This window comes from Rhizobium sp. WSM1328 (genome assembly GCF_057653715.1).
The window spans coordinates 2,691,797-2,714,482 of sequence record NZ_CM172788.1; the positions used below are offsets into that span (position 1 = coordinate 2,691,797).

The following is a 22,686-nucleotide window of genomic DNA, read 5'->3' on the forward strand; positions in this document are numbered from 1 at the left end:
GCACACGTTATAGCATAACGCAATTGATGTAATAACATAACAATTGCAATTCAAGGGAAGCATATTGATGAAACGCGCCTTGGGGCCTGCCCTTAAAATCTTGGCCCTCCGAATGCCGGCCTTCACAATCCCGGCCCTGGCGATCCCCGCCCTACTCTTTGCCGGCACCATGCGGGCAGCCGATGCGCCTGTCGTCGTCACCTCGATCAAACCGATCCATTCGCTGGTTTCGGCGATCATGCAGGGTGTCGGCGAACCCGAATTGATCGTCGATGGCGCGGCCTCCCCGCATACCTACAATCTGAAGCCATCGAATGCCCGCGCCCTGCAGGAGGCCAAGGTGATCTTCTGGGTCGGCCCCGGCCTCGAGGCCTTTCTCGAAAAGCCGCTGCAGGCGCTGGGTCGGAATGCCAGCATCGCCGAACTCGACAATGCCCCCGGCCTCGTCAAGCTGCCTTTCCGCGAAGGCGGCGCCTTCGAGCCGCATGACGACGGCGACGAGCACGACAGCGCTTCCGGTCATGAGCACGATAAGGCCGAAGCCACGCACGGCGCCGAAGCCGACCACGACCACGACCACGGTGCCTTCGACACACATCTCTGGCTCGACCCGATGAATGCCAAGGCCATGGCGACCATGATCACCACGACACTGGTTGCCGCCGATCCCGCCAATGCACTGACCTATCAGGGCAATGCCAAGGCGCTGGACGACAGGCTGGATGCACTCGATACCGAGATCAAGGGCATGGTCGCTCCCGTCAAGGGCAAGCCCTTCATCGTCTTCCATGATGCCTACCAGTATTTCGAGCACCGCTACGGCATCCGCGTCGCCGGCTCGATCACCGTCAGCCCGGAAACCATTCCCGGCGCCGAGCGTGTTTCGGAAATCCACCGCAAGGTCGGCGAACTCGGCGCCACCTGCGTCTTTGCCGAACCGCAGTTCGAGCCGCGCCTCGTCAATGTCGTCATCGAAGGCACGCGCGCCAAGTCAGGCGTGCTCGATCCCGAAGCGGCAACACTGAAGGCCGGTCCCGATCTCTACTTCAACCTCATGCGCGGCATCGCCAACAGCATGAAGGACTGCCTCTCCAGCGCATGACTCTCATGCGCCGCTCCGCGCGTCCTGCCGGACACGCGACGCTCCAGGGAGAGCTGAGGCGGAAAAAGGCGGACAACCCCGTTCCGCCTTTTTTCGGACCATCAAATGTAATGATATAACATAAATAAGACTCTGATGAGGTTCCCATGGACAACAGACTTCCTGTCACGGTGCTTTCAGGCTTCCTCGGCGCAGGCAAGACGACGCTGCTCAACCACGTACTGACCAATCGCGAAGGTTTACGCGTCGCGGTTATCGTCAACGACATGAGCGAGGTGAATATCGATGCCGCCCTGGTGCGCGATGGCGGCGCCAATCTCTCCCGCACCGAGGAACAGCTCGTCGAGATGACCAATGGCTGCATCTGCTGCACGCTGCGCGACGACCTCTTGAAGGAAGTGCGCCAGCTCGCCGATCAGGGCCGCTTCGATTACCTCCTGATCGAATCGACCGGCATCGCCGAGCCCCTGCCCGTCGCCACCACCTTCGAATTCCGAGACGAGAACGGCCAAAGCCTCTCGGATGTGGCAAGGCTGGATACGATGGTGACCGTCGTCGACGCCGCACATCTGCTTGCCGATTATGCCTCGGCCGATTTCCTCGCCGACCGGGGAGAAACGGCCGGCGACGGCGACAACAGAACCATCGTCGACCTGCTGGTCGAGCAGATCGAATTCGCCGATGTCGTGGTGCTGAACAAGATCGGCACGGCAGCCGAGGAAGAGCGCGACGCCGCCCGCAAGATCGTCACCGGCCTCAACCCGGATGCACGGCTGATCGAGGTGGATTTCGGCAAGGTCGCCCTGAAAGACGTGCTCGGCACCGGCCGCTTCGATATCGACAAGGCCGAGACCCATCCACTCTGGTATAAGGAACTGCACGGCTTCCGCGACCACCTGCCGGAGACCGAAGAATACGGCATCCGCTCCTTCGTCTACCGCGAAAAACGCCCCTTTCATCCGGCTAAGCTGCAGGACTTCCTCGACAGGACATGGCCAGGCGTGGTGCGCGCCAAAGGCTTCTTCTGGCTGGCGACGCGCCCGCACCATGTCGGCGAGATCAGCCAGGCGGGCGCGATCGTGCGCACCGGCAAGATGGGTCTCTGGTGGGCGGCGGTGCCACGCGAACAATGGCCTGAGGAACCGGCCTTCATGCGCGCCATCGGCCCCTATCTCGACCCCGTCTGGGGCGACCGCCGCCAGGAAATCGTCTTCATCGGCGCCGATCCGATGGACGAAGCCTGGATCAGGAAGGAACTCGACGCCTGTCTGGTCGACGCCACTGTGTTTACACCGGAACGCTGGCGCAACCTGTCCGACCCCTTCGCCAGCTGGAACAGGCAGGCGGCATGACAGCGAAGGCAATCAAACGCTATCTCTGCGTCTGCCAGGAATGCGATCCTTTGCCACCGATCGAAGGGCTGCATCCGCTGACGTATAAACCGGACACAGAGACTGAAGCCCGCAAACCGAAGGGACTTCTCGGCATCATCGCCGGCCGGGTAGCTTTGCGTCGGCAGGACTAAGCGATCACAACCGACGCAGCGAGTCTGGCGCGAACGCCGCCTCACCCTCCTTCATTCCTGTACTTGTCACAGGAATCTAGTGTGCCCAAGTCTTTGAGCACGCGAGACTTCCTTCCGAATGAGAGTCATTCACGGCGCAGACGCGCCGTGGCTGGATTCCTGTGACGAGCACAGGAATGAGGAAGGATAGAGAGAACGACGATCTTATCCGAGACGGAAGCGCTTGCCGCCGCAGAGTCAAAGCCGAAGCCGCCCTTCCTGATCTATCGACCGATCAGCGACCGGCAATAATGCTGGAGATGATACCGCTGGTGACGCCAATCAGCAGGTAGTCATTGTCGGCCCGCACCCAGCGATAACCGCGGGGCGGAGGCGCCAGCCGGTAGCGGCGGTAGTCGTTGACATCGGAGAACCGGCGACGTTCGCTGGCGTTGACGCGGTATCCCCTCTTCCAATGCGACCGGACGACCACCTTCTTCTGCTCGACGTGGGGACGGCGGTGATCGTCGGCGCTGGCCTGGGAAACAACCATCGGGGAAAGAAGGAAGGAGGCGGAAAGAAGAGCTGCAAAAATCTTTTTCATGTGGGATTCCTCATGTTGGGCACGTGACCAAACTAGGGCCGAAAAGATGAACCGAAACTGAAATAAAAATTAAACTTTTGTAATCAAATCCAATAGCTACGGGTCGAAGTTTATATTTTAGATTAATCTTATACATGGTAACAAATATTCTATCGCCGCAGACGGGGCATCGGCGCGGCCGGCCAGTTCGTCCTTGGAAGCCCTTGGCAGCACATCGGGGCGGGATTGAAGAAAAGACAGTTGCGGGGCATCCGAGGATGAGCCTAGGGCGGCGCGCCCTTCCTGTGCCCATCGCCTGGAAGACGCCGCCGTGGAGGGTCGCTGCGGATGGCGGCCGACGGGCATGCCCTCGATTCGATATCTTGCCTATCGCCTAAAGGTGCTCGCGATTGGCATAGCGAGATGCATAAACTTGAAACGGGCGCATAATCGAGTTCGAAGCGACGCATTAGGAACAGGAGAATTCTGCATGTCCCGTGAGGGGACGATCAGATCAAGACAACGAAGACCACAATGGAGGAAAACATGCCCGGTATCAGCATGCGCTATATCGTCGACGACGTCGACGCCGCGGTGGAATTCTACACAAGACATCTCGGCTTCTCCGTCGCGCTTCGCCCCGCGCCGAGTTTCGCCATCCTGACCAGGGACGGTTTTCGTCTGTTCGTCAGCGGCATGACGGGACCGGGCGGAGCATCTCAAGCAATGCCCGACGGGCGAAAGCCGGAGCCTGGCGGATGGAATCGTATCCAGATCGAGGTCGGAGACCTGGAGGCGAAAGTCACCGCGCTGCGCCAAGCCGGTGCGCGCTTCCGCAACGAGATCGTGCAGGGCATCGGCGGCAAGCAGATCCTGCTCGATGATCCGGCCGGAAACCCGATCGAGCTCTTCGAAGCACCCAAGCGGTGAATGGCGCGACGCCGGTCATGCGGTTGCCACGCATTTGCAGTCATCAGCAAACCGACGCAGTATTTCGATCACGGCTGCCGGCGTTGGCATCTCTCGCCGCGAGGCTGGCCGGAACGCCTTGCCACCAGTGTGCGAGCGTGTAGTTTCGGATTCCTATCAATTCGAAGGCAGGGAAAACATGTCCGATTCCGCCGGCGGGCTCTCCGACTATATCGGGATACTAGCCGTGTTTCTTCTCGTCGCCGCCAATGGCTTCTTCGTTGCCGCCGAATTCGCCCTGGTGTCAGTCAGGCGTAGCCGCGTCGCCGAACTCGCTGCGGCAGGCCGCATGAACGCCTCGGCACTTCAGCGCGCCGTCGACAATCTCGACTCCAACCTTGCAGCCACCCAGCTTGGCATCACCATCTCGTCGCTCGCCCTCGGCTGGGTTGGCGAACCGGCGCTTGCCCATCTGATCGAGCCGCTGCTGTCCTGGCTGCCCGGGCAATGGGCGACGGCGGGCGCGCATACTGTTGCCGTCGTCATCGCCTTCGTCATCATCACGGCCCTGCATATCGTGCTCGGCGAGCTCGCGCCGAAGAGCCTAGCGCTTCAACGCAGCGAGGCCACTTCGCTTGCCGTGGTGCGCCCGCTCGGTCTGTTCCTGGTGCTGTTTAAGCCGGCGATCTTTGTCCTGAACGGCATGGGCAACATGGTGCTGCGGGGCGTCGGTCTTCGCGCCGGAACCGGGGAATCGTCGTTCCATTCGCCGCAGGAGCTCAAGCTGCTGGTCGCTGAGAGCCAGGAGGCCGGCCTTCTCAACCAGGTGCAGCAGCAGCTCGTCGAGCGGGTGTTCAACATCGGCGACAGACCGATCTCCGACATCATGACCCCGCGTCTCGACATCGAATGGTTCGACGCCGACGACAGCGAGGCCGAGATCCTGAAGACCATCCGCGAATGCAGCCACGAGCAATTACTGGTCGCCCGCGGCTCGATCGACGAGCCGATCGGCATGGTGTTGAAGAAGGACCTTCTCGATCAGGTTCTCGACGGCGGCAAGGTCCGGCCGATGGAGGTGATCAAGCAGCCGTTGGTGCTGCATGAGGGCACCTCGGTCGTCCGCGTGCTCGACAGTTTCAAGGCCTCACCCGTTCGCCTCGCCATCGTCATCGACGAATATGGCAGCCTCGAAGGCATCGTCACCCAGACCGACCTGCTCGAAGCCATCGCCGGCGACCTGCCGGGATCCAACGAAGAGCCCGACATCGTCGTCAGGGAAGACGGGTCGCTCTTGATCGATGCGATGATGCCGGCCTTCGACGCCTTCGAACGGCTGGGCCTGCGCGATCGTCCGGATGCCGATTTCCATACGCTGGCGGGCTTTGCGCTGCATCAGCTCCAGCACATCCCCGAAGCCGGCGAAACCTTCGTCTTCGACAACTGGCGCTTCGAAGTGCTCGACATGGACGGCATGCGTATCGACAAGATGCTCGCGACGCGCATTCCCGCGGATGGGGCGGAGGCCTAGGGCCAAAGAAAGGCTCTAGTTCACCGCCAGCGTCCAGAGCATTCCCGCGGCTGCGCAGGCTAGCAGCGTCGCGATGACGGAAGCCTTGAAGCGGAAGATCGCTATCGCCGCGGCGGCAGACAGCGCCATTGCCGCCGGCACGGCCGATTGCAGCACGGGAATATCGAGCCGCAAGCCGCCAAGCTGGACGGTCGCAACCTCTGCAAACAGCGTGTGCAGGGCAAACCAGATAGCGAGGTTGAGGATAACCCCGACCACCGCCGCTGTTATGGCCGACATCGCGCCGGCGAGCGCTATGTTGCCGCGCAGTTTTTCGATGAACGGCGCACCGAGGAAGATCCACAGGAAACAGGGCACGAAGGTGACCCAGCTCGTCAGTATCGCCGCAAGGGTCGCAGCAAGCATCGGGTTCAGCGCTCCCGAATCCCGGTAGGCGCCCATGAAGCCGACGAACTGGACGACCATGATCAGCGGCCCCGGCGTCGTCTCGGCCATGCCGAGACCATCCAACATCTCGCCGGGTTTCAGCCAGCCGAAATGCTGCACGGCCTCCTGTGCGACATAGGCAAGCACCGCATAGGCCCCGCCGAAGGTGACGACCGCCATTTTGCTGAAGAAAAGGCCGATTTCGGTAAAGACGTTGTCAGCACCGAAGGTTGCGTAGAGCGCCGCGAGCGGCGCGAGCCAGAGGGCAAGCAGCACGGCCGAGATGCGCAGCGACCAGGCGAGATTCGGGCGCGCATGCGCCGGTATGCCTTCGCCGAGCGCCGACTCCGCATCCGACAGCACCGGGCCGCTTCCGGCCTTATGGCCGCCGCCCGTCTGAAAGGCGGCAAGCCCGAACCTGCCGCCGAGGAAGCCGGCAATGCCGGCCGCGAGCACGATCAGCGGGAACGGCACATGGAGAAAGAAGATGGCGATGAAGGCCGCGGCCGCGATACCGACCATGACGCGATTCTTGAGCGCACGACCGCCGATGCGGATGACGGCCTGCACGACGACGGCAAGCACCGCCGCCTTCAGCCCGAAGAACAGGCCGGCGACGATGCCGACATTGCCGTAAGCCGCGTAGATATAGCTGAGACAGAGGATCGACAGGAACCCAGGCATTACGAACAGCAGGCCGGCGACGAGACCGCCTGCTGTCCGATGCATCAGCCAGCCGATATAGATGGCGAGCTGCTGCGCCTCGGGTCCGGGGAGCAGCATGCAATAGTTCAGCGCATGCAGAAAACGGTGCTCACCGATCCATCGCTTCTCGTCGACAATGATCCGGTGCATGACGGCGATCTGGCCGGCAGGGCCGCCGAAACTCAGGGCGGCGACGCGCAGCCACACCCTGAAGGCATCGCCAAACGAGACGCCGTGATGATGCCCCTCTCCGGTGTCTTCCTCCGCCATTTTGCCACTGGGCGCATTATCCGTCATCTCGACCATCTCATGCTCTCTTCTTCAGCGCCGGCCAGTTGTGGGTTTCCTCGGTCGCATCGCGGCACCAGCGGAAGAAGGCGTCGTAGAGAAGCATCCCGGCCTCGAGCTGTTCCCGATCGTCGGAATACATCCTGGAGAGGCCGAGCGAGGCGGCCAGCAGGCCCGCCGCCTCGGGCGCGAGATCGAGTCTTGCGGTATCCGCCGCCCTGACGATCCGCGCCAGGCGCAGGAGCGGCTCCGATGCCAGCCCGAACTCCTCGACCATGACATCAAAGGTGCAGAGTTCGCCGCGATGGCTCCAGAACACATCATCGATATCGAAGGGCGTAGCCGCGAAGCGCTCGCTGACGGCTAAAACCTCAGGCGCCGGCACGAACAGGAATACGGCGCTCGGATCGACGAAGCGCCGGATCAGCCAGGGACAGGCAATGCGGTCGATCTTCGGCCGCGCCCGCGTCACCCAGACGGTACGTCCCTCAGCGTCGCGGCGCGGCAGCTTTTCCTCGGGCACCGCCAGTCCACCTGTGATCCAGGCTTCGAAGCCGCCTTCGAGGCTCTCGGCGTCGATCCCGGCATGGCGCAGGTAGGCGGCGACGCCATGGCTGAGCTTGCTGCCCTTCTGGCAGACCACGACGACGGAATCGGCATCGACGCTGCCCGCCCAGGACCCGACCTCGGCATGGCTTCGCCGGATCGAGCTGGGCACCAGGCGCGGATCGAGCGCGAAGTCCTCCTCGGTGCGAACGTCGATAATGCAAGGCGCACCGGGGGTTCCAATGAGGCGGTTGAGCTTGTCGGGAGAAATTTCGAGAAATGACGGCATGACGCGTCCCTCCGTTGATCGGTTTTACTGGACGCGATTCTTCAGCATGACGCCTCGTGGGGTGATCGCGACCCCATGCAGAAATCATTCGCAAACAGACTCCGTGGTGTCAAGCGCATTGCGCCCAGGCGGCTTGCCGTCCGCACCGGCGGGCCGCCATCCATCACCGCATCCGCTCAGCCGGCAGCTCTACCACCGGGTCTTCTGCCGGTCGCCCGCAAGCATATGATGGGTGAGCGGCAAAGCCGCGAATGCGCGGAACGCCAGTAAAGCGCGAAAAGTGAGTACGAAAACCCAGTCAGCACAAGCGCTTCGGCCCAGAACGGAACAAAATGCCCACTTCTGCATTCTTCTGTCACCGAAAGAGGAGAAAGTACCATGACGTACGACCCCAATAATGCCAACGACCCGAACCGCCCGCTGAACCCAAATCTGGATCTGCGCACCACGCCGAGCGCGCGCAGCAGTAATACGTGGGTTGTCTGGGTCGCTGCATTGGCCGTGATCGCTGTCGCTGCATTCGCCTATTCGCAGTGGAGCACCCCCGGCACATCCCCGGACACGACAGCCTCCACGACCCAATCAGAGCCGGCGCCGGCCAAGCCGATCGCTCCGACCGACAACAGCGCAGCGCCTGCACCGGCACCAGCACCGGCCACTCCGCCGGCTGCCCCTGCACAGCAGTAATCGCTGCTCGTTCAGAAGAAGCCGGCCCAGTGCCGGCTTCCTTTCTGCCGCGAGTTCTTGAAGATTTTTAAGCAAACCCTATTTAAGGGATACTAAATCTGTCTCTGACGGCTGACCACGGAGGTACTGGCAGCCGTTATCGAGACTGATCGAGGAAGGTCGGTGCGAGTTTCGCCCGGCCTTTTTTCTTGACCCTATTGGCAACGCCTCGATCGGGATATTATTTCGGGATCCTGTTATAGAAGGACTGCGGATCGTACACGCATTCGTATTCGAGAAGGCAGAGTTTGCCGTTGGCATCCCTTACCCTTGCGCTGTCGTATTTGTCGCCGAGATTGCACCTGGCCGGCGGATAACGGAAGCTGCGGCCGCCAAAACCCATACGCACAAAAACCGCCTTGTCCTTGCGAATGATCTGCGCAAGCTCCTCGCAACTGTGATCCCTTGCATTGACCTCCACCGCCTCGATGGCAAGAGCTGCGGACGGAAACAACAGTGCGACGGCCAGAACAACGCTTTTCATGGAAACTCCTGAATTGGAGAGAGCCAAGGTAGGGCATCCCACCGCGTGCCGCCAGTCCGGAAACCCTACGAATTGTACGCCTGAGCACAGCCGTGCCTTTTACTTCCCGGCACGCTTGAGAAGTCAGCTAAGGCACGAGCTCTTTGAAGGCAGCAAGACCCAGGTGGACGGGCACTCCTTCGCTACTGCCCCGGCGAGGGCATCGCTACATCCCGATCCATTAAGATGTTTGGTCTACGCTGCCGGCCATGAAACCGACGTTTGGACGCAGACACCTTGCATTGGCAGAGCCGGAGCGGACCAGGGCCGTTCCAGCACGGAAGGTCGATGCGTCGCCCGCCGGAAGTTTCGATTGGCCGAAAATCAGGCGTTACACCAAAAACGCGACCTTGGTCCTGTTGATTGCTACCAAACTTTCGGTTGCGACTATTTACGTCCTTAGGCTAAACGCCTCGCATTCCTTCCAGGAATACGCAGCGCCGATCGCAGTGATGGCGGCACTGTCGTTTTTCATCGTCGCAGCTCTCTGGCTCGCAGGCATGAAACTGAGCGGCGGCGATTGAGGCAACCTCGGTTGGCGCCGTCTGAAGTTGACCGCCACCCGCACTTCCCGCTCCCTCCCTCTCTCACCGGAAGCGTCTAGGGAAAGTTATAGGGCGACGCGGGGTCGAAAACGCAGGCATAATCAAGGATGCACTGCTTTCCACCTGCATCGCGCAAACTGGTCGTAGTGCGCTTATCGCCCATGCTGCATTGGGCGGGCGGATAACGGAAACTGCGGCCGCCGAAACCGACGCGGACAAAGACCTTTTTGTTCTGGCGGATCATCTGCGTAAGCTCGCTGCAGCTATGCTCGCTCGCTTTGACGTTCATGACGGCTGCGGCAAAGGCAGGAAACGGCAGAGACAATGCGACGACAAAAATAACGCTTCTCATAGATCCCTCCCGATACGCGAGAGGGAGATAGGGCGCACGGACCGGCGCGGCCAGCCCTGCGGACAACGCGAACCGTGCCGCTCGCTTCGAGAACGGTTTCCGGCAGGCCGGAAAATCCGGCCTGAGTTCAAATACATCAATCTTTTCAAGAGATTTGGTGGGTGATGTAGGGCTCGAACCTACGACCCGCTGATTAAGAGTCAGCTGCTCTACCAACTGAGCTAATCACCCGTCCGCGCTTGGCTGCGCGGTGTGACGGCGCGTATAAACAGGATCGGCAGGCTTGTCCAGCACATAGGCAAAATTTCTTTGGTTAATCGCGAAGATTTTTCGGCATGGCTGAAATGCAGCGCACGATCCCGAAAGTCGGAATCGATTTTCGGAAAGGATTATGCGCGGATTCAAAGTGATAGATCGTTCTTAGCGCTGATCAAATCAAAGGTCGAGCGTGCCGCTGGCCAGCCGCACAGCCTGGCCGCCGATCCGCGCGTTGGAGATCGCCCCGCCGTCGACATCGATATGCAGGTGGATGAAGGACGGCCGGCCCATCTCGACGCCCTGCTCGATCATGATCGGGTGATGCCCGTCCGTCAGCCGGTCGAAATGGTGGATCGCGCCGGAGAGCGCGGCTGCCGCCGAGCCGGTGGCCGGATCTTCGACGATGCCCATGCCGCTTGCGAACATGCGTGCATGGAACTTTGCCACGTGGTTGATTCCACCGCGGCAATAGACATAGGCCGAGGCAAGCGCGCCATCGACGAAGGGCACGATCTTTTCCCAGAGCTGCGGATCGAATTCCACCCGCTGCGTGGCTCCGACATCGTGCACCGGAATGAGCAGGAAGGGAACGCCGGCGCTCCAGACCGACGGGACGTGATTTTCGAAGCCGATCTCGGTCACCTTCAGCGATAGCGCGTCGGCGATGCCGAGCTTGTCGAGCGGCATGATGGCCGGCTGCGATTTGCGCGGCAGGTCGAATTCGGCAAAGCTCGCCTCCCCCTCTCTCAGCCGCACGGCGCAGCGCACCGGCCCGACATTTTCCTCGAGCACCGAGACGAGATCGCGCGTCGCAGCACCATGCGCCCGTTCGGCCAGCGCCACCGCCGTGCCGACCGTCGGATGGCCGGCAAAGGGCAGTTCGCGCCCCGGCGTGAATATCCGGAGCCGCGCCGCGTAGGCGGGATTGGTCGAAGGCTGCACGAAAACCGTCTCGGAGAGATTGATCTCCCGGGTGATCGCCTGCATCGCCTCGTCGCTGAGATCGTCTCCGTCGAAGATCACCGCCAGCGGATTGCCCGCAAGCTTTCGATCGGTGAACACGTCATAGACGCTGTAGCTTCGCGCCACATCGGCCTCCTTGAATCGTCATCGCGCCGCCAACCTGCCCGACCACGCGAGCGAGTGCAAGGCGCTAAAACGCGTCACGTCAACCGGATTCACACGACGCGCTTTCGATCGTTACGTGATGCGTGTCGTTATCCCGAAACGCTACATGGCTTTGGGCGGCATAGATCAACTCCGCTCGGCCTTACCGAAATACCACTCGATCACAGGCAACATGGCGATGTTATAGGCATGGGCGGAGGGATCAGCCGAGCGGATCGCCACCGCGCCCGCGATCTCCTGGTCCTCGGCGACGAGCATATGCCGCTCGATCCGCTCGATCATCTCGTCCGCCGTCATGTCGAAGCGGAATAGCCGCAGCAGCGTCACCGTGCGCTTGTTATGAGTGGCGAACAGCCCCTCGCCCGCGACGGATTCGGCAAGATCGAGCCCGGTCTCCTCATGGACCTCGCGGCGCATGTTCGCCTCGATGTCGCAGCGCCCGTCGACGATATCCTCCGGCTCCAGCGAGCCGGCGGCGAAATAGACCTGGCCGGGATTGGCGGTATGGGCGCCCATGCGGATCGCCACCAGTGCGCCATCGGAGGTCTCGAGCACCGGATAGGCGAAGATGTGAATGCCGCCCTGACGCCGCGGCTGCCGGCGCCACCACATGAAGGCCGAAAAGGGAATGACGTGGCCCTCGCCGGCAATCCCGTCTTCACCGAGCGATACCAACCGCTGGAACACCATGCGCCCGTCGAATAGCGCCGGATTGGCAGCAGTCTCCCTGACCCAGTTCTCCCGGATCGCCGCTTCTTCGGCGGCGACGAGGGGATGGGGACCGGGCAGAATGCGCAGATCCACGCCGGCAATCGGGAAGACCGTCGCCTCCGGCGGCCAGCCGGCGAAATCATCGGAAAAATTGATGTTGGTGAAATTCGCGTTCAAATTTGCATTCATGGGAGATCCAGTGTCATGACGACGGGGCAGTGATCGGACGCCTTCGGCCTGTCCCAGCCAGTGCGCGGATAACGCTCCACCTCCTGCCCGGGCGGGAAGACGGTGCGGTAGGGCTGGCCGCTGCGGATGATTTCGGGCAGGCACCCGGCATTATGGGCGGCGAGTGCTGGCGAAAGCCAGAGATAGTCGAGTTGGCAAAGCCACTGCTCCTGTGGGCCCCGCGCGTGATAGAGCGTCCAGCGGTCGAGGGGTTCGCGGCGGCGCACGACATTTTCGGCAAAGCCGTCGCTGCTGAAAACGTCGAGCGCGCTTGCGGTCTCGTTCTGATGTTCGAAGCGATAGCCGGTGCCCCGGCGGCCGATGACATCGACACGCTCCTGATAATCGTTCATGTCTCCGCAGATAGCGAAGCTCTTCGTGCCGGCTTGCTCCGCCCCGAAGCGATCCTCGATGATGCCGCGCACGGCGCGCGCCTCGGCGCGGCGGATCGGCATGGTCGATTGCCGCCCGTCCAACCCGTCGCGCGGATTGCCCATCGACTTGAAATGCACGACGTAGAGCGAAAACGGCCGTCCGCCGATCAGAAGGTCGAGCTCCAGGCAATCGCGCTTGAAGATCTTGTCGTCGATGCGGTTGGTGAGCGCCAGTTCCTCGTCGAAGAGATCGAGATCGCGATAGGTCGTCATCGCGTGGCTTCTGATATCCCTGAGCTCGATCTTCTGGCCATCGCGCGTTTCCTCGCGCATCAGCACGGCAACATCAATGCCGCGGCTGTCATTGCCCTCGACCAGGTATTTCTGGCGGTAGCCGTTTCCGACCATGCGGAAGAGATAGCCGTATTCGAAGGCCTGAAGGGCAGCCATGTTGTCGATTTCCTGCAGGCAGAGGATATCGGCGTCAGCGTCGGCGATCGCAAGGGCCGACATCTGCCGCGTGTCGTCGGTCGCGGCAATCACCCGCGCCTGCTCAAGCTGCTGATAGACACCCTCGCTCGACACCTGGAAAAGCTTGATGACCCGGTCCTGGCGCAGCTGGTTGCGGAAGCCGGTGAAATCGAAACGGGTGAGAAGATTTTCGACATTGAAGGTGGCGAGGCGAAGCGACATGGGAAGGATCCGGTTGCGGGCAGTACCTTATCCGGCAATAGCCGCGGGAAAAGATGGCAGGGTGAAGAAATATGCGAATAATCACTCCTCCTGGATCCCCAGAGGCGATTGCTTGTGACTTGGGCGGCAGACATTCCGCCGCAAGCCTCGGATAGTTCTGCTCAGAGGATAATCGCCGTTCCGGCGCGGGGGCATTTCATGAAGCGGGTTCTTGCATCGTTTGCGGTTCTGACGTCCCTCGCCGGCGCGGCCCTTGCCGACACCTATGGCGCCATCGCCTACTCGCCGTCGACCAGCGCCATCGGCTGGTCCTATGCTCATGCCAACCGCGGCGACGCCGAAACCGTTGCCCGGCGCAACTGCGACAGCAGCGCCAACGATTGTCGCATCGCTATCTGGTTCCGAAACGGCTGTGGCGCGGTGGCCGTCGGCCATCGCAGCGGCTGGGGCTCCGGCTGGGGTTATGATGGCCGCGAGGCCCAGCGCCAGGCGATCCGCAGCTGCAGAAAGCAAACCGGCAGCTGCCACGTCATCCGCTGGCAATGTTCCGGCAGCGAATGATACGGCTAAACCACAAGGCGATGCATGCCGGCGAACTGGCAATCGAAATTCCAGTTTTAAGCGCTTTTTAAGCGGGCGGCTTCTTCATCTCGGACAAGGCTGTTTTCTCGACGCCGGAAAACCGGAGCGACCGACCGACAGGCCGAATGAGGCAAAAGGCTTGACGAAGACCCGCCGTTTACCCGGGCAAGCCCGGAGGCGAGACGATCAAGCGAACCGACTGCCTAGACGCATTACTTAACGGCGTTGGCTTCAGATCCCGCCGGGCGGGCTTGAGGTGGCGCCATCGTGAGGTTGGCTATGCCCACCATCAGAACTGCTCGACGAACTCCCGTTGCTCGAACCGCCATGTAATTCACTTGGCCTAAAAGTTCGGGTTTTTCATCCGTCGCCCCGTTTCTGCCGCTCTAAAGATGGGCATCCCTGAAGAACGCTCGCGGCACTTAAAAGAACAGCTGAAAGCACGAAAACGGATCGGATACGCCTTACTTGAATTGGCATGCGAGTATGGTCCCTCAATAAATGATTGTCGCGCGGGCTTTACTTGACCCATCGCGCGCGTAGTGATTTAGCCGTTTGCTTCCATCATGGATTACTAGACCGAAGATATTCAACTTTTTGGCGATTCGAAAGAAGGCACCGGCGACTTCAACCTCATATCGTCGGGCTTCGATTGGTGTCACCGTAGAAGTCTAGCCCCGCCTTCCTCAAAGCCGCCAGCCGGCGCGGATGACGACGCGCACCGTCTCGCCAGGCACGACAGCCACGCGGCTGAAGGCGCGCAGTGTCTGGCTGTTGCCGAGCGTCAGTTTCACAGCATAACGCTCGCCCTCGAAGAGTACGGATTCGACAGTTGCTGGAGCCCCCTCGCCGCCGATGACCACATCTTCCGGCCGCACCAGAACATCGGCGTCATCGCTATTGGCAGCATGAAGCGCATCCTGAAGCTCGTCCCACTCCAGATGGCGTTCACGGCCCATGAGCGGCAGCGTGAGAATGGCCCCTCGCCCGATGAGCCCACCGACGATGCGCCCTTCCGGCCGTGCATAGATTTCCGCCGGCGGCGCCACCTGCAGCAGCCGCCCTTCCGACATGACGGCGACGTCGGTCGCGAGCGCCATCGCCTCGCTCTGGTCGTGGGTAACATAGATCATCGTCGCGCCCGAGCGCTGGTGGAACTCGCGAAAAGTCTCCTCCATCTCCTGTTTCAGGTGCCGGTCGAGATTGGCAAGCGGCTCGTCGAGCAGCACGACGTCGGGCGATGTCACCAGGCAGCGGGCGAGCGCCACGCGCTGGCGCTGGCCACCGGAAAGATCGGCCGGACGTCGTTCGGCGTAGTCGGCGAGCCTGACGGTGCCGAGCGCGTCGCGCACCTTCGCCCGGTAGGCTTCACCCGAGATGCCGCGCACTTTGAGAGGATAGCCGACATTGTCGGCAACACTCATATGCGGCCACAGCGCGTAGGACTGAAAGACCATCGCCATGTTGCGCCTTTCCGGCGGCAGCGACTGCGCGGCATCGGCAAGCAATCTCTCGCCGAGATGGATCGAGCCGTCGCTCGGCGTCTCGAAACCGGCGATCATCCGCAGCACTGTCGTCTTGCCGCAACCGGAAGGCCCGAGCAACGCCAGGAAGCCGCCCTCGCGCACATCGAGCGAAAAACCGCTGACTGCGGCGCGCCCGGTGCCGAAGTCCTTGCCGAGCTGGTTGAGGATCAGCCTCGCCATGGGATCACTCCTTTCGGCAGTCGTTTCGCCAGAAGTTCGAGCAGCAGCATCAGCACGACGACCATGAGCACGACGAGCACCGAGAGTGCCGAAGCAAGGTCCGAGCTGCCGCTATCATCGAGATTGTAGATGGCGACGCCGAGCGTCTGGGTGCCGGCCGACCAGAGCAGCGCCGAGATCGTCAGCTCGTTGCAGGCAATCAGAAAGACAAGAATAACGGAGGCGCCGGCGGCCGGCGCAATCAGCGGCACGATGATATCGGCAAGCCGGCGGAAGAAGCCGGCGCCGGAAAGCCGCGCCGCCTCTTCGAGAGCCGGATCGAGCTGGTGGAAGGCGCTGACCACGGGTTTCAGGCTGACGGCGAAGAACGAGGAGAAATAGGCGATCAGGATGATCCAGATCGTGCCGTAGAGCGAGACGTGGAGGATCGGGATCGGTGCTGCGAACACCAGGATGAAGCAGACCGCCATGACGATGCCGGGCAGCGAATAGGGTATCTCGATCAGACTGGAGACGATGCGGGAAGCCGCATCCTTGCGCCGCGTCAGCGTGTAGGCTGCGAGCACTGTCGCCACAAGGAGACAAAGCGCGGTCGCGCCGGCGAGCGACAATGAATTGATGAAGGCGGTACGCGTCACCGCCTGCCGGAACAGGATCTCCTCAAAGGCATGCAGCGACATCGTCTTGAAAGTCAGCGGCACGCCATAGGCCGGCACCAGCGCGCCGGCGACAAGCGCGAAGAAGGGTGCTGCCAGCATGAAGAACAGGATCACCCAGAGCAGCGGTGTGAAAACAAGGCGCCAGGCGCCGAGTTCGAAGGCCGCACTCGCCCCGGATAGCCCGATGACGCGGTAGTCGCGGCCGCGCAGCGCCCGGTCCTGGATCATCAGCCCGACGACCGAGATGATGGCGATGATCACCGAGAGCACGGCGACATCACCGAAGGTGCGGCTGGTGAAAGCGGAGAACTTGGTGAAGATCAACGTCGGCAGCGTGAAGATCGAGGCCGGAATGCCGAGAATGGCGGGAATGCCGAAATTGCCGGTGCAGGAGACGAAGGAGATCGCCGCACCCGCGATGATGCCGGGCAGCGACAGCGGCAGGATGATATCGCGGAATACCCACAAGCTGGAGGCGCCGGAAAGCCGCGCGGCCTCGACGCCGTCGCGCGGCAGCGTCATCAGCCCGGCTCGGAGCGCCAGGTAGACCAGTGGCGCATGCTGCACGCCATAGAGCAGCGCGATGCCGCCTACCGAATAGAGTGGCTGCGGCGAGCCGAGTGGCGGGGCGATGTGCAGCGCCTTCAACAGCGGGCTGGAGGGGCCTGACATCTGCACCCAGGCAAGCGCCGTCACCTGCGGCGGGATCATCATCGGCAGCACGAAGAAGAAGCTGAGCGGCCCCTTGGCGCGGATATTGGTCAGCGTCAGCAGGAAGGCAAAGAGGCAGCCGATGACGAGCGAGATGATCGTGCCCAGAATGGCGGTGACGACGGTGTAATAGGTCGCCGACCAGAGCGACGCTTCGCCGAGAACCGTCATCACGCCGCCATCGGCGAAGGCCGCTATTCCGACCATGGCAAGGCGGGCGAGCGGCAGCACGCTGAGGATCAGGACGACAATGACGACAAAAGGAAACAGCCAGGCGGGCTGGCTGTTTCCGGTTTTGATGTATCCGTGCATGAAAGGATCAGTTCGAGCCGTAGATGCCCGAGAAGGTCTTGAGATCCTGATCGGTATTCTTCAATGCTTCGGCCGCCTTGATCGGCAGGACCTTGATGGTGTCGCGCGCCGGAAAGCCTTCTGGCAGCTTCATGCCGTTGCGGGCCGGGATGTAGCCGAGCTTCAGGAAGCCTTCCTGGCCCTTTTCGGAGAGCACGTAATCGACGAACTTCTTGGCGGCATCGGCATTTTTGCTGCTGGCGAGGATGCCGACCGGCTCGGTGACGGCCGAAACGCCTTCACTCGGGAAGACGAATTCGACGGGAGCGCCCTTGGCCTTCTCACGGATCGGCAGGTAGTCGACAACCACGCCATAAGCCTTTTCGCCCGAGGCGACGGACTTCAGCACCGCGCCGTTGCCGCCGGCAGCAATCGCGCCATTTTCCGCAAGCGACTTGTAAAAGTCCCAGCCGAGTCCCGGAACGACGGCAAGCGTCTGGGCGTGGATGAGGGCCGCACCCGAGGTAAGTGGGCTCGGCATGGTGACGAGGCCCTTGGCTTCCGGCTTGGTCAGGTCCTTCCAGCTCGCAGGCTTCATCGCGGCCGAAGTGTTATACATGATGCCGGTGGTGATCAGCTTGGTGGAGTAGTAGTAGCCGTCGGCGTCATAAAGGGCGGTGTCGTATTGCGCAGCTTCCGGCGACTTGTAGGCCAAGAGCTTGCCGTCTTCCTTGAGGCGCTCCAGCGTCACGACGTCGGCGATGAGGAGAATGTCGGCAACCGGGTTGCCGGCCTGGATCTCGGCCTGGAGTTTCGCCATGATCTTCGGCGTGCCGTCGCGCACCCAGTCGACCTTGATATCGGGATTGGCGGCCATGAAGCCGTCGACCGTCGCCTGCGCATCCTCGTTCGGCTGGCTGGTGTAGAGAACGAGGTTTGCGGCCGAAGCCGGAATGGCAAAGAGGCTCGCTGCGACAAGTGCTGCGGCAGAAACGATCGTTTTCATGGGAGGATCCTCGATTTCGATACCCCTCCCTTATTAGGGGTCGTTGACAGAGATGTGACAGGGCACGGCGGTTGGTCCACGCCCTGCGCCACAGCTTTCCCATCGACCAGTCGTGACCTCGCCACGCTCGCCTCGATCAGTTCACTGAGGATCAACTGCAGCAGATGGTTGACCAGCGGGGCCTGCCCCGCCGATACGTCGCGCAGGCAGAGCCGGTCATGGCCCGCGGACAAAACCTCCGCGGCGGCCGGCCACGGCGCTCACGCGCCTGGGCCCCTCGGATCGAGTACTACTTTGCAGCTTCTTCGATCAGTTCAGCCACCTTCTCGGGATGCGACACCATCACGACGTGGGAGGCGCCATCGACCACCACGGTCCGCTTGGAGCCTGCCCGCTCGGCCATAAAGCCAAGGGCTGCGGCCGGGATGTTCTTGTCGCCGGTGCCGTAGACAAACCACGACGGCAGCTTCTTCCAGGCGGGCTCGCCGGATTTTTCGGTCAGGGCAGCCTCGGTGACCGGACGTTGGGCAGCCGCCATCAAGGCCGCCTGTTCGGCCGGCACGTCGCTGGCGAACTGATCATGGAACTTGGCCTGATCGATATAGAGATCGACACCGCCGGCGCTGAGCTTCACCGGGGCCGCAAGCGCTCCGCTCAGCGTACCGCCCGGAAACTTGCCGGCGAGATCTGCGACCGATTCTCCGGCATCCGGCGCGAAGGCCGCGACATAGACCAGCGACCTGACGTTGTCGTGGCCGTTGGCCGCGGTCGAAATGACCTGGCCGCCATAGGAGTGACCGACAAGGACCACAGGGCCGGCGATGCTGCCAACCACGTCGGAGACATAGGCAGCGTCGTTAGAAACGCTGCGCAGCGGATTGGCGGCTGCCACGACAGAAAAACCGTCCTTGCGCAGGATTTCGACGACGCCGTTCCAGCTGGATGAATCGGCAAAGGCGCCATGGACGAGGACAACGGTCGGCTTGGCCGGTTGGGCAACGGCAGCACCGGAAAGAAGAGCCCCCGCCAGGGCGACGGCAGCAGCAAACTTGAACATTGGTCATTTCCTTTCATCGGTCGAGTTTCAAAGGAGCAATTGGGAGCCACAAGGGAATTCCCCTGCTTGCGCATCTATTGACGCAGCAAGCCTCTGCAGCTTTCCGTGTTGGGTTTATATTTTGTCAGCGATTTCTTTGTGCACGATCTAAATAGGTGGTCTCGTCTGCCGAGTCAATAGCTTGCAAACAGATCGCGCACAAATTATATTGAGATCAAGGAGAGCGTGATGAAAGACACCACATCAAATGATCTCATTGACGTGCCCAAGATCGATGAAATGCTTTGCTTTTCGATCTATTCGGCAAGCCACGCCTTTAACCAGCTTTACCGTCCCCTGCTCGACGAACTGGAACTTACCTATCCGCAATTCCTTGTCATGACCGCCTTGTGGGCGCGCGACGACCGCACGGTGAAGGATCTCGGCGAGACGCTTTTTCTCGACTCCAGCACCCTCACTCCGCTGCTAAAGCGGCTGGAAAATGTCGGTCTCGTCACCCGCAACCGAAATCCTGCCGATGAGCGCCAGGTGCTCTTGCGCCTGACGGAGAAGGGACTGGCCCTCAAGAGCCGTGCCTCCCATGTGTTCGACTGCATCGGCAAGGCTGTCGGTCTCGACGCCCAGGCTGTCAGCAAGATTCGGGACACAATCGCTTCGCTTCGCGACAATATTCACAAGAAGGACAAACACGAGAGCTGACGTGGCCTCCACCACGTCGACGCTGCGCCAAGACAATTTCCGTCGACAAGCCGATGACATATTGTACGATCTGCCGCTCGGCTCGGGTCGGCCATAGCCGCCGCATGGCCGGAAGATGCCGGCGCTCAGAATCTTGCCTAAGCCTCACGCAGCCGTGAACGCGCACCCATTGCCATCTCGGAGCGTTGAGGTACGTCAGTCTTGTTTAAAGGGAGGAGCTTCAATGGAATATCGTTTGCTCGGCCGTTCCGGCCTGAAGATTTCGACTTTGACCATGGGCACGATGACCTTCGGCGGCGTCGGTTGGGCGAAGATGGTCGGCGATCTCGGCGTCTCCGAGGCGAAAAAGATGATCGATATGTGCATCGATGCCGGCATCAACCTGATCGACACCGCCAACGCCTATTCATCAGGCGAATGCGAAAACATCATCGGTGACGTGCTCTCCGGCAAGCGGCCGCAGGGCGTGCTGCTCGCCACCAAGGCCCGCTTCAGCATGGGCGACGGCCCGAACGACCAGGGCCTGTCGCGCTACCACCTGATCCGCGAATGCGAGGCGAGCCTCAAGCGTCTGAAGACCGATGTCATCGACCTCTACCAGGTGCATGAATGGGACGGCCAGACGCCGCTGGAAGAGACGATGGAAGCCCTCGACACACTGATCAGGCAGGGCAAGGTGCGTTACGTCGGCTGCTCGAATTATTCCGGCTGGCACATCATGAAGGCGCTTGGGCTCGCCAACGAGCACAGGTACCAGCGCTTCGTCAGCCAGCAGATCCACTATACGCTGGAAGCCCGCGACGCCGAATACGAGTTGCTGCCGATCTCGATCGATCAGGGCCTCGGCGTGCTGGTCTGGAGCCCACTCGCCGGCGGCCTGCTCTCCGGCAAGCATCGCCGCAACCAGGCGGCCCCCGAAGGCACACGCCAGTTCGCCGGCTGGACCGAACCGCCGATCCGCGATGAGAACCGCCTTTGGAACATCGTCGAGACATTGGTCGCAATCGGCGACGAGCGCGGCGTTTCGGCGGCACAGGTGGCGCTCGCCTGGCTGATCGGCCGCAAGGCGGTGACCTCGGTCATCATCGGCGGCCGCACCGAAGCCCAGTTCCGCGACAACATCGCCGCCGCCGAGCTGAAACTCACGGACGCGGAACGCAAGCGCCTCGACGCGGTCAGCCTGCCGCCGGTGATCTATCCTTATTGGCACCAGCTGAACACGGTTAGCGACAGGCTTGGTGAAGCCGATCTCGAGCTTTTCGGTCCGCATCTCCAGCAATAGGCGATAGCGGATCAAGCATTGCACGGCGGAAGACAAAGCATGTCGCGCAAAAGTGTGCAGCGGTTTTGCGACCACGACATGCTCAAATCAAAGACCTAAAGTGTGGCAGGCGAATCTGAAGGATCGCGTCATACTTTAGCCGTCACAAAAGATGCACTTTCGCCGTGTTACCGTAAGATCCCGCCACCCCCGCGAGGTTCTCCATGCTGAAGAATTACAAGGTCCTGAAGGGTACGGCGAGCGCACTCGCCCTCGACGACGACAACGATCCCCATATCGAGATCCGCATCGAGGCGAACGGCGTCAGCTACCGCATCGCGCTCAACGTCCGCTCCAAGGAATCGCCGCACGACCTGCTCTACGCCAATATCGTCGATTTCAAGCACCCGGCGTTGACGGAGGCGCTCGAAGCCCTGCCGATGGGCCTGACCGATATCCGCAAGGAACGGCCGGAGCTTGCGATCGACTATGTCCGCGGCTGACTGATCGAACGCGAGGACATGAATGTCGCGCCCTTCCAGCTATCCGGCCCGAAGAACGACCTGCGCGATTTCATCGAGCCGATCGTCCAGGAGGGCATTGCCGATTCCGACGTGCATTTCTACGCCTTCGGCGAGGCCTGGGGGCCAGAGAACAACAAGCCGGACCAATATTTCGACTTCGAACCGGGCAACGGTATCCACGACATCCACATGAACCAGGGCGACGGCGGCAGCTTCAAGGCCACCAACGGGCCGAACCAGGACGGCGCGCTGCTCGTCCATTTCAACGATACCGATGAATGGGCGGCGATCTTCCTCTGCTTTCAGTCGCAGAACTGGAACACCGATGCGACGACCGGCCATCCGGTTTCCGACAGCCGTGGCGGCCAGGGCCGCGGCGAAGGCACACGCCGGCCGCAGCCGATCGTCGCCTCGTCGCTGCGCATCGTCGCCGCGCTGATCAACCCGGTCAACGGCGAAGGCGGCACCGAGGCCGAAACGGTGACGATCATCAACCGCTCCGACATGGAGGCATCGCTCGAAGGCTGGAAGCTGGAGGACGAAAACGGCAGGACCCAGACGCTGTCGGGATCGCTTAGCGCAGGCGAGCTGCGCACCATAGATGCCGCAGCCAGCGGCCCGCAGCTTGCCAACCGGGGCGGTGACATCATCCTGCGCAATGCCGACGGCGCCGTCGCCGATCGGGTCGGCTACGGCAAGAGCGAGACGGCGAACGAAGGCTGGACGACGATCTTCTGATCGGCGCCCTGCCCTTCCCAGCCGGCCGGGC

At 61.6% G+C, this 22,686-nt stretch carries 22 protein-coding genes, 1 tRNA gene and 1 pseudogene; 11 read left to right on the forward strand and 13 right to left on the reverse strand.

Annotated features, from left to right (window positions below; all coding sequences use genetic code 11):
* The first annotated feature begins 67 nt into the window (after positions 1–67).
* The 3 genes from AC2444_RS13745 to AC2444_RS13755 all read left to right on the forward strand — a co-directional run bounded on the left by AC2444_RS13745 (position 68) and on the right by AC2444_RS13755 (position 2,627).
* The gene (locus AC2444_RS13745; protein ID WP_128438125.1) at positions 68–1,102 is read left to right on the forward strand and encodes a zinc ABC transporter substrate-binding protein; all 1,035 of its coding nucleotides are present in this window, start codon (positions 68–70) and stop codon (positions 1,100–1,102) included.
* Between the two features lie 146 nt (positions 1,103–1,248).
* Positions 1,249–2,454 carry a zinc metallochaperone GTPase ZigA gene (gene zigA, locus AC2444_RS13750; protein WP_012758160.1) on the forward strand — a complete coding sequence of 402 codons (1,206 nt, stop codon included), beginning with the start codon at positions 1,249–1,251 and terminating at the stop codon, positions 2,452–2,454.
* Entirely contained in the window at positions 2,451–2,627 is a 177-nt protein-coding gene (locus AC2444_RS13755; RefSeq protein WP_012758161.1) for a hypothetical protein, read from the forward strand. Before zigA ends, AC2444_RS13755 begins: the two co-directional genes overlap by 4 nt.
* A gap of 274 nt (positions 2,628–2,901) precedes the next feature.
* Here the strand turns inward: AC2444_RS13755 and AC2444_RS13760 are convergent, their stop codons facing one another.
* Positions 2,902–3,210, reverse strand: a complete 309-nt coding sequence (locus AC2444_RS13760; protein WP_012758162.1) for an RcnB family protein — start codon at positions 3,208–3,210, stop codon at positions 2,902–2,904.
* Positions 3,211–3,735: 525 nt separating this feature from the next.
* Here AC2444_RS13760 and AC2444_RS13765 point away from each other — a divergent pair.
* The gene (locus AC2444_RS13765; RefSeq protein WP_012758163.1) at positions 3,736–4,119 is read left to right on the forward strand and encodes a VOC family protein; all 384 of its coding nucleotides are present in this window, start codon (positions 3,736–3,738) and stop codon (positions 4,117–4,119) included.
* Between the two features lie 178 nt (positions 4,120–4,297).
* Positions 4,298–5,629: a hemolysin family protein gene (locus tag AC2444_RS13770; protein WP_012758164.1), complete on the forward strand. Its 1,332-nt coding sequence runs from the start codon at positions 4,298–4,300 to the stop codon at positions 5,627–5,629.
* 15 nt (positions 5,630–5,644) lie between these two features.
* Here AC2444_RS13770 and chrA read toward each other — a convergent pair whose 3' ends face one another.
* Both chrA and AC2444_RS13780 read right to left on the reverse strand, forming a co-directional pair.
* A complete protein-coding gene (gene chrA, locus AC2444_RS13775) occupies positions 5,645–7,066 on the reverse strand; it encodes a chromate efflux transporter (protein ID WP_012758165.1) in 1,422 nt (473 codons plus the stop codon).
* 1 nt (position 7,067) lies between these two features.
* Positions 7,068–7,883, reverse strand: coding sequence for a chromate resistance protein ChrB domain-containing protein (locus AC2444_RS13780; RefSeq protein ID WP_012758166.1), 816 nt, complete (start codon positions 7,881–7,883; stop codon positions 7,068–7,070).
* A 378-nt stretch (positions 7,884–8,261) separates the two neighbouring features.
* On the opposite strand from AC2444_RS13780, the gene AC2444_RS13785 reads away from it, so the two are divergent.
* Entirely contained in the window at positions 8,262–8,570 is a 309-nt protein-coding gene (locus AC2444_RS13785) for a hypothetical protein (protein ID WP_012758167.1), read from the forward strand.
* 220 nt (positions 8,571–8,790) lie between these two features.
* Here the strand turns inward: AC2444_RS13785 and AC2444_RS13790 are convergent, their stop codons facing one another.
* Positions 8,791–9,093 carry a hypothetical protein gene (locus AC2444_RS13790; RefSeq protein WP_012758168.1) on the reverse strand — a complete coding sequence of 101 codons (303 nt, stop codon included), beginning with the start codon at positions 9,091–9,093 and terminating at the stop codon, positions 8,791–8,793.
* A gap of 281 nt (positions 9,094–9,374) precedes the next feature.
* Between AC2444_RS13790 and AC2444_RS13795 the strand changes: the two genes are divergently transcribed.
* Entirely contained in the window at positions 9,375–9,656 is a 282-nt protein-coding gene (locus tag AC2444_RS13795; protein ID WP_041935553.1) for a hypothetical protein, read from the forward strand.
* Positions 9,657–9,732: 76 nt separating this feature from the next.
* Here AC2444_RS13795 and AC2444_RS13800 read toward each other — a convergent pair whose 3' ends face one another.
* From AC2444_RS13800 to AC2444_RS13820, 5 genes are all read right to left on the reverse strand, one after another.
* Entirely contained in the window at positions 9,733–10,029 is a 297-nt protein-coding gene (locus tag AC2444_RS13800; protein ID WP_012758170.1) for a hypothetical protein, read from the reverse strand.
* Between the two features lie 155 nt (positions 10,030–10,184).
* Positions 10,185–10,260: transfer RNA gene (locus AC2444_RS13805), tRNA-Lys, on the reverse strand.
* A 204-nt stretch (positions 10,261–10,464) separates the two neighbouring features.
* Positions 10,465–11,376: a PhzF family phenazine biosynthesis protein gene (locus AC2444_RS13810; protein WP_012758171.1), complete on the reverse strand. Its 912-nt coding sequence runs from the start codon at positions 11,374–11,376 to the stop codon at positions 10,465–10,467.
* A 165-nt stretch (positions 11,377–11,541) separates the two neighbouring features.
* A complete protein-coding gene (locus AC2444_RS13815; RefSeq protein WP_012758172.1) occupies positions 11,542–12,315 on the reverse strand; it encodes an NUDIX hydrolase in 774 nt (257 codons plus the stop codon).
* Positions 12,312–13,421, reverse strand: a complete 1,110-nt coding sequence (locus tag AC2444_RS13820; protein WP_012758173.1) for an endonuclease/exonuclease/phosphatase family protein — start codon at positions 13,419–13,421, stop codon at positions 12,312–12,314. Before AC2444_RS13820 ends, AC2444_RS13815 begins: the two co-directional genes overlap by 4 nt.
* 198 nt (positions 13,422–13,619) lie before the next feature.
* On the opposite strand from AC2444_RS13820, the gene AC2444_RS13825 reads away from it, so the two are divergent.
* Positions 13,620–13,982 (forward strand): DUF4189 domain-containing protein, encoded by a 363-nt coding sequence (locus AC2444_RS13825; RefSeq protein WP_012758174.1) that lies wholly within the window; start codon positions 13,620–13,622, stop codon positions 13,980–13,982.
* A gap of 707 nt (positions 13,983–14,689) precedes the next feature.
* Here the strand turns inward: AC2444_RS13825 and AC2444_RS13830 are convergent.
* From AC2444_RS13830 to AC2444_RS13845, 4 genes are all read right to left on the reverse strand, one after another.
* Entirely contained in the window at positions 14,690–15,709 is a 1,020-nt protein-coding gene (locus tag AC2444_RS13830; protein WP_012758175.1) for an ABC transporter ATP-binding protein, read from the reverse strand.
* Positions 15,697–17,391 (reverse strand): ABC transporter permease, encoded by a 1,695-nt coding sequence (locus tag AC2444_RS13835; RefSeq protein WP_012758176.1) that lies wholly within the window; start codon positions 17,389–17,391, stop codon positions 15,697–15,699. The genes AC2444_RS13830 and AC2444_RS13835 overlap by 13 nt, the downstream gene beginning before the upstream one ends.
* 7 nt (positions 17,392–17,398) lie before the next feature.
* Entirely contained in the window at positions 17,399–18,376 is a 978-nt protein-coding gene (locus AC2444_RS13840) for an ABC transporter substrate-binding protein (protein WP_012758177.1), read from the reverse strand.
* 289 nt (positions 18,377–18,665) lie between these two features.
* Positions 18,666–19,433, reverse strand: coding sequence for an alpha/beta fold hydrolase (locus tag AC2444_RS13845; RefSeq protein ID WP_011652698.1), 768 nt, complete (start codon positions 19,431–19,433; stop codon positions 18,666–18,668).
* A 228-nt stretch (positions 19,434–19,661) separates the two neighbouring features.
* On the opposite strand from AC2444_RS13845, the gene AC2444_RS13850 reads away from it, so the two are divergent.
* The 3 genes and pseudogenes from AC2444_RS13850 (at position 19,662) to AC2444_RS13860 (ending at position 22,655) form a co-directional block, all read left to right on the forward strand.
* Complete coding sequence (locus AC2444_RS13850) at positions 19,662–20,132, forward strand: MarR family winged helix-turn-helix transcriptional regulator (protein ID WP_012758178.1); 471 nt, start codon at positions 19,662–19,664, stop codon at positions 20,130–20,132.
* 223 nt (positions 20,133–20,355) lie between these two features.
* Positions 20,356–21,414 (forward strand): aldo/keto reductase, encoded by a 1,059-nt coding sequence (locus AC2444_RS13855; protein WP_012758179.1) that lies wholly within the window; start codon positions 20,356–20,358, stop codon positions 21,412–21,414.
* 203 nt (positions 21,415–21,617) lie between these two features.
* Positions 21,618–22,655 (forward strand): annotated as a pseudogene (locus AC2444_RS13860) (DUF2278 family protein).
* The last annotated feature ends 31 nt before the right edge of the window (positions 22,656–22,686 follow it).

What these genes read in the sequence shown, in the direction of transcription:
- AC2444_RS13755 (WP_012758161.1), top strand. Translation starts at nt 2,451, where the DNA reads ATGACAGCGAAGGCAATCAAACGCTATCTCTGCGTCTGCCAGGAATGC.
- chrA (WP_012758165.1), bottom strand. Translation starts at nt 7,066, where the DNA reads ATGGTCGAGATGACGGATAATGCGCCCAGTGGCAAAATGGCGGAGGAA.
- AC2444_RS13760 (WP_012758162.1), bottom strand. Translation starts at nt 3,210, where the DNA reads ATGAAAAAGATTTTTGCAGCTCTTCTTTCCGCCTCCTTCCTTCTTTCC.
- AC2444_RS13850 (WP_012758178.1), top strand. Translation starts at nt 19,662, where the DNA reads ATGAAAGACACCACATCAAATGATCTCATTGACGTGCCCAAGATCGAT.
- AC2444_RS13765 (WP_012758163.1), top strand. Translation starts at nt 3,736, where the DNA reads ATGCCCGGTATCAGCATGCGCTATATCGTCGACGACGTCGACGCCGCG.
- AC2444_RS13840 (WP_012758177.1), bottom strand. Translation starts at nt 18,376, where the DNA reads ATGAAAACGATCGTTTCTGCCGCAGCACTTGTCGCAGCGAGCCTCTTT.
- AC2444_RS13745 (WP_128438125.1), top strand. Translation starts at nt 68, where the DNA reads ATGAAACGCGCCTTGGGGCCTGCCCTTAAAATCTTGGCCCTCCGAATG.
- AC2444_RS13770 (WP_012758164.1), top strand. Translation starts at nt 4,298, where the DNA reads ATGTCCGATTCCGCCGGCGGGCTCTCCGACTATATCGGGATACTAGCC.
- zigA (WP_012758160.1), top strand. Translation starts at nt 1,249, where the DNA reads ATGGACAACAGACTTCCTGTCACGGTGCTTTCAGGCTTCCTCGGCGCA.
- AC2444_RS13820 (WP_012758173.1), bottom strand. Translation starts at nt 13,421, where the DNA reads ATGTCGCTTCGCCTCGCCACCTTCAATGTCGAAAATCTTCTCACCCGT.
- AC2444_RS13825 (WP_012758174.1), top strand. Translation starts at nt 13,620, where the DNA reads ATGAAGCGGGTTCTTGCATCGTTTGCGGTTCTGACGTCCCTCGCCGGC.
- AC2444_RS13800 (WP_012758170.1), bottom strand. Translation starts at nt 10,029, where the DNA reads ATGAGAAGCGTTATTTTTGTCGTCGCATTGTCTCTGCCGTTTCCTGCC.
- AC2444_RS13835 (WP_012758176.1), bottom strand. Translation starts at nt 17,391, where the DNA reads ATGCACGGATACATCAAAACCGGAAACAGCCAGCCCGCCTGGCTGTTT.
- AC2444_RS13785 (WP_012758167.1), top strand. Translation starts at nt 8,262, where the DNA reads ATGACGTACGACCCCAATAATGCCAACGACCCGAACCGCCCGCTGAAC.
- AC2444_RS13815 (WP_012758172.1), bottom strand. Translation starts at nt 12,315, where the DNA reads ATGAATGCAAATTTGAACGCGAATTTCACCAACATCAATTTTTCCGAT.
- AC2444_RS13855 (WP_012758179.1), top strand. Translation starts at nt 20,356, where the DNA reads ATGGAATATCGTTTGCTCGGCCGTTCCGGCCTGAAGATTTCGACTTTG.
- AC2444_RS13780 (WP_012758166.1), bottom strand. Translation starts at nt 7,883, where the DNA reads ATGCCGTCATTTCTCGAAATTTCTCCCGACAAGCTCAACCGCCTCATT.
- AC2444_RS13845 (WP_011652698.1), bottom strand. Translation starts at nt 19,433, where the DNA reads ATGTTCAAGTTTGCTGCTGCCGTCGCCCTGGCGGGGGCTCTTCTTTCC.
- AC2444_RS13790 (WP_012758168.1), bottom strand. Translation starts at nt 9,093, where the DNA reads ATGAAAAGCGTTGTTCTGGCCGTCGCACTGTTGTTTCCGTCCGCAGCT.
- AC2444_RS13830 (WP_012758175.1), bottom strand. Translation starts at nt 15,709, where the DNA reads ATGGCGAGGCTGATCCTCAACCAGCTCGGCAAGGACTTCGGCACCGGG.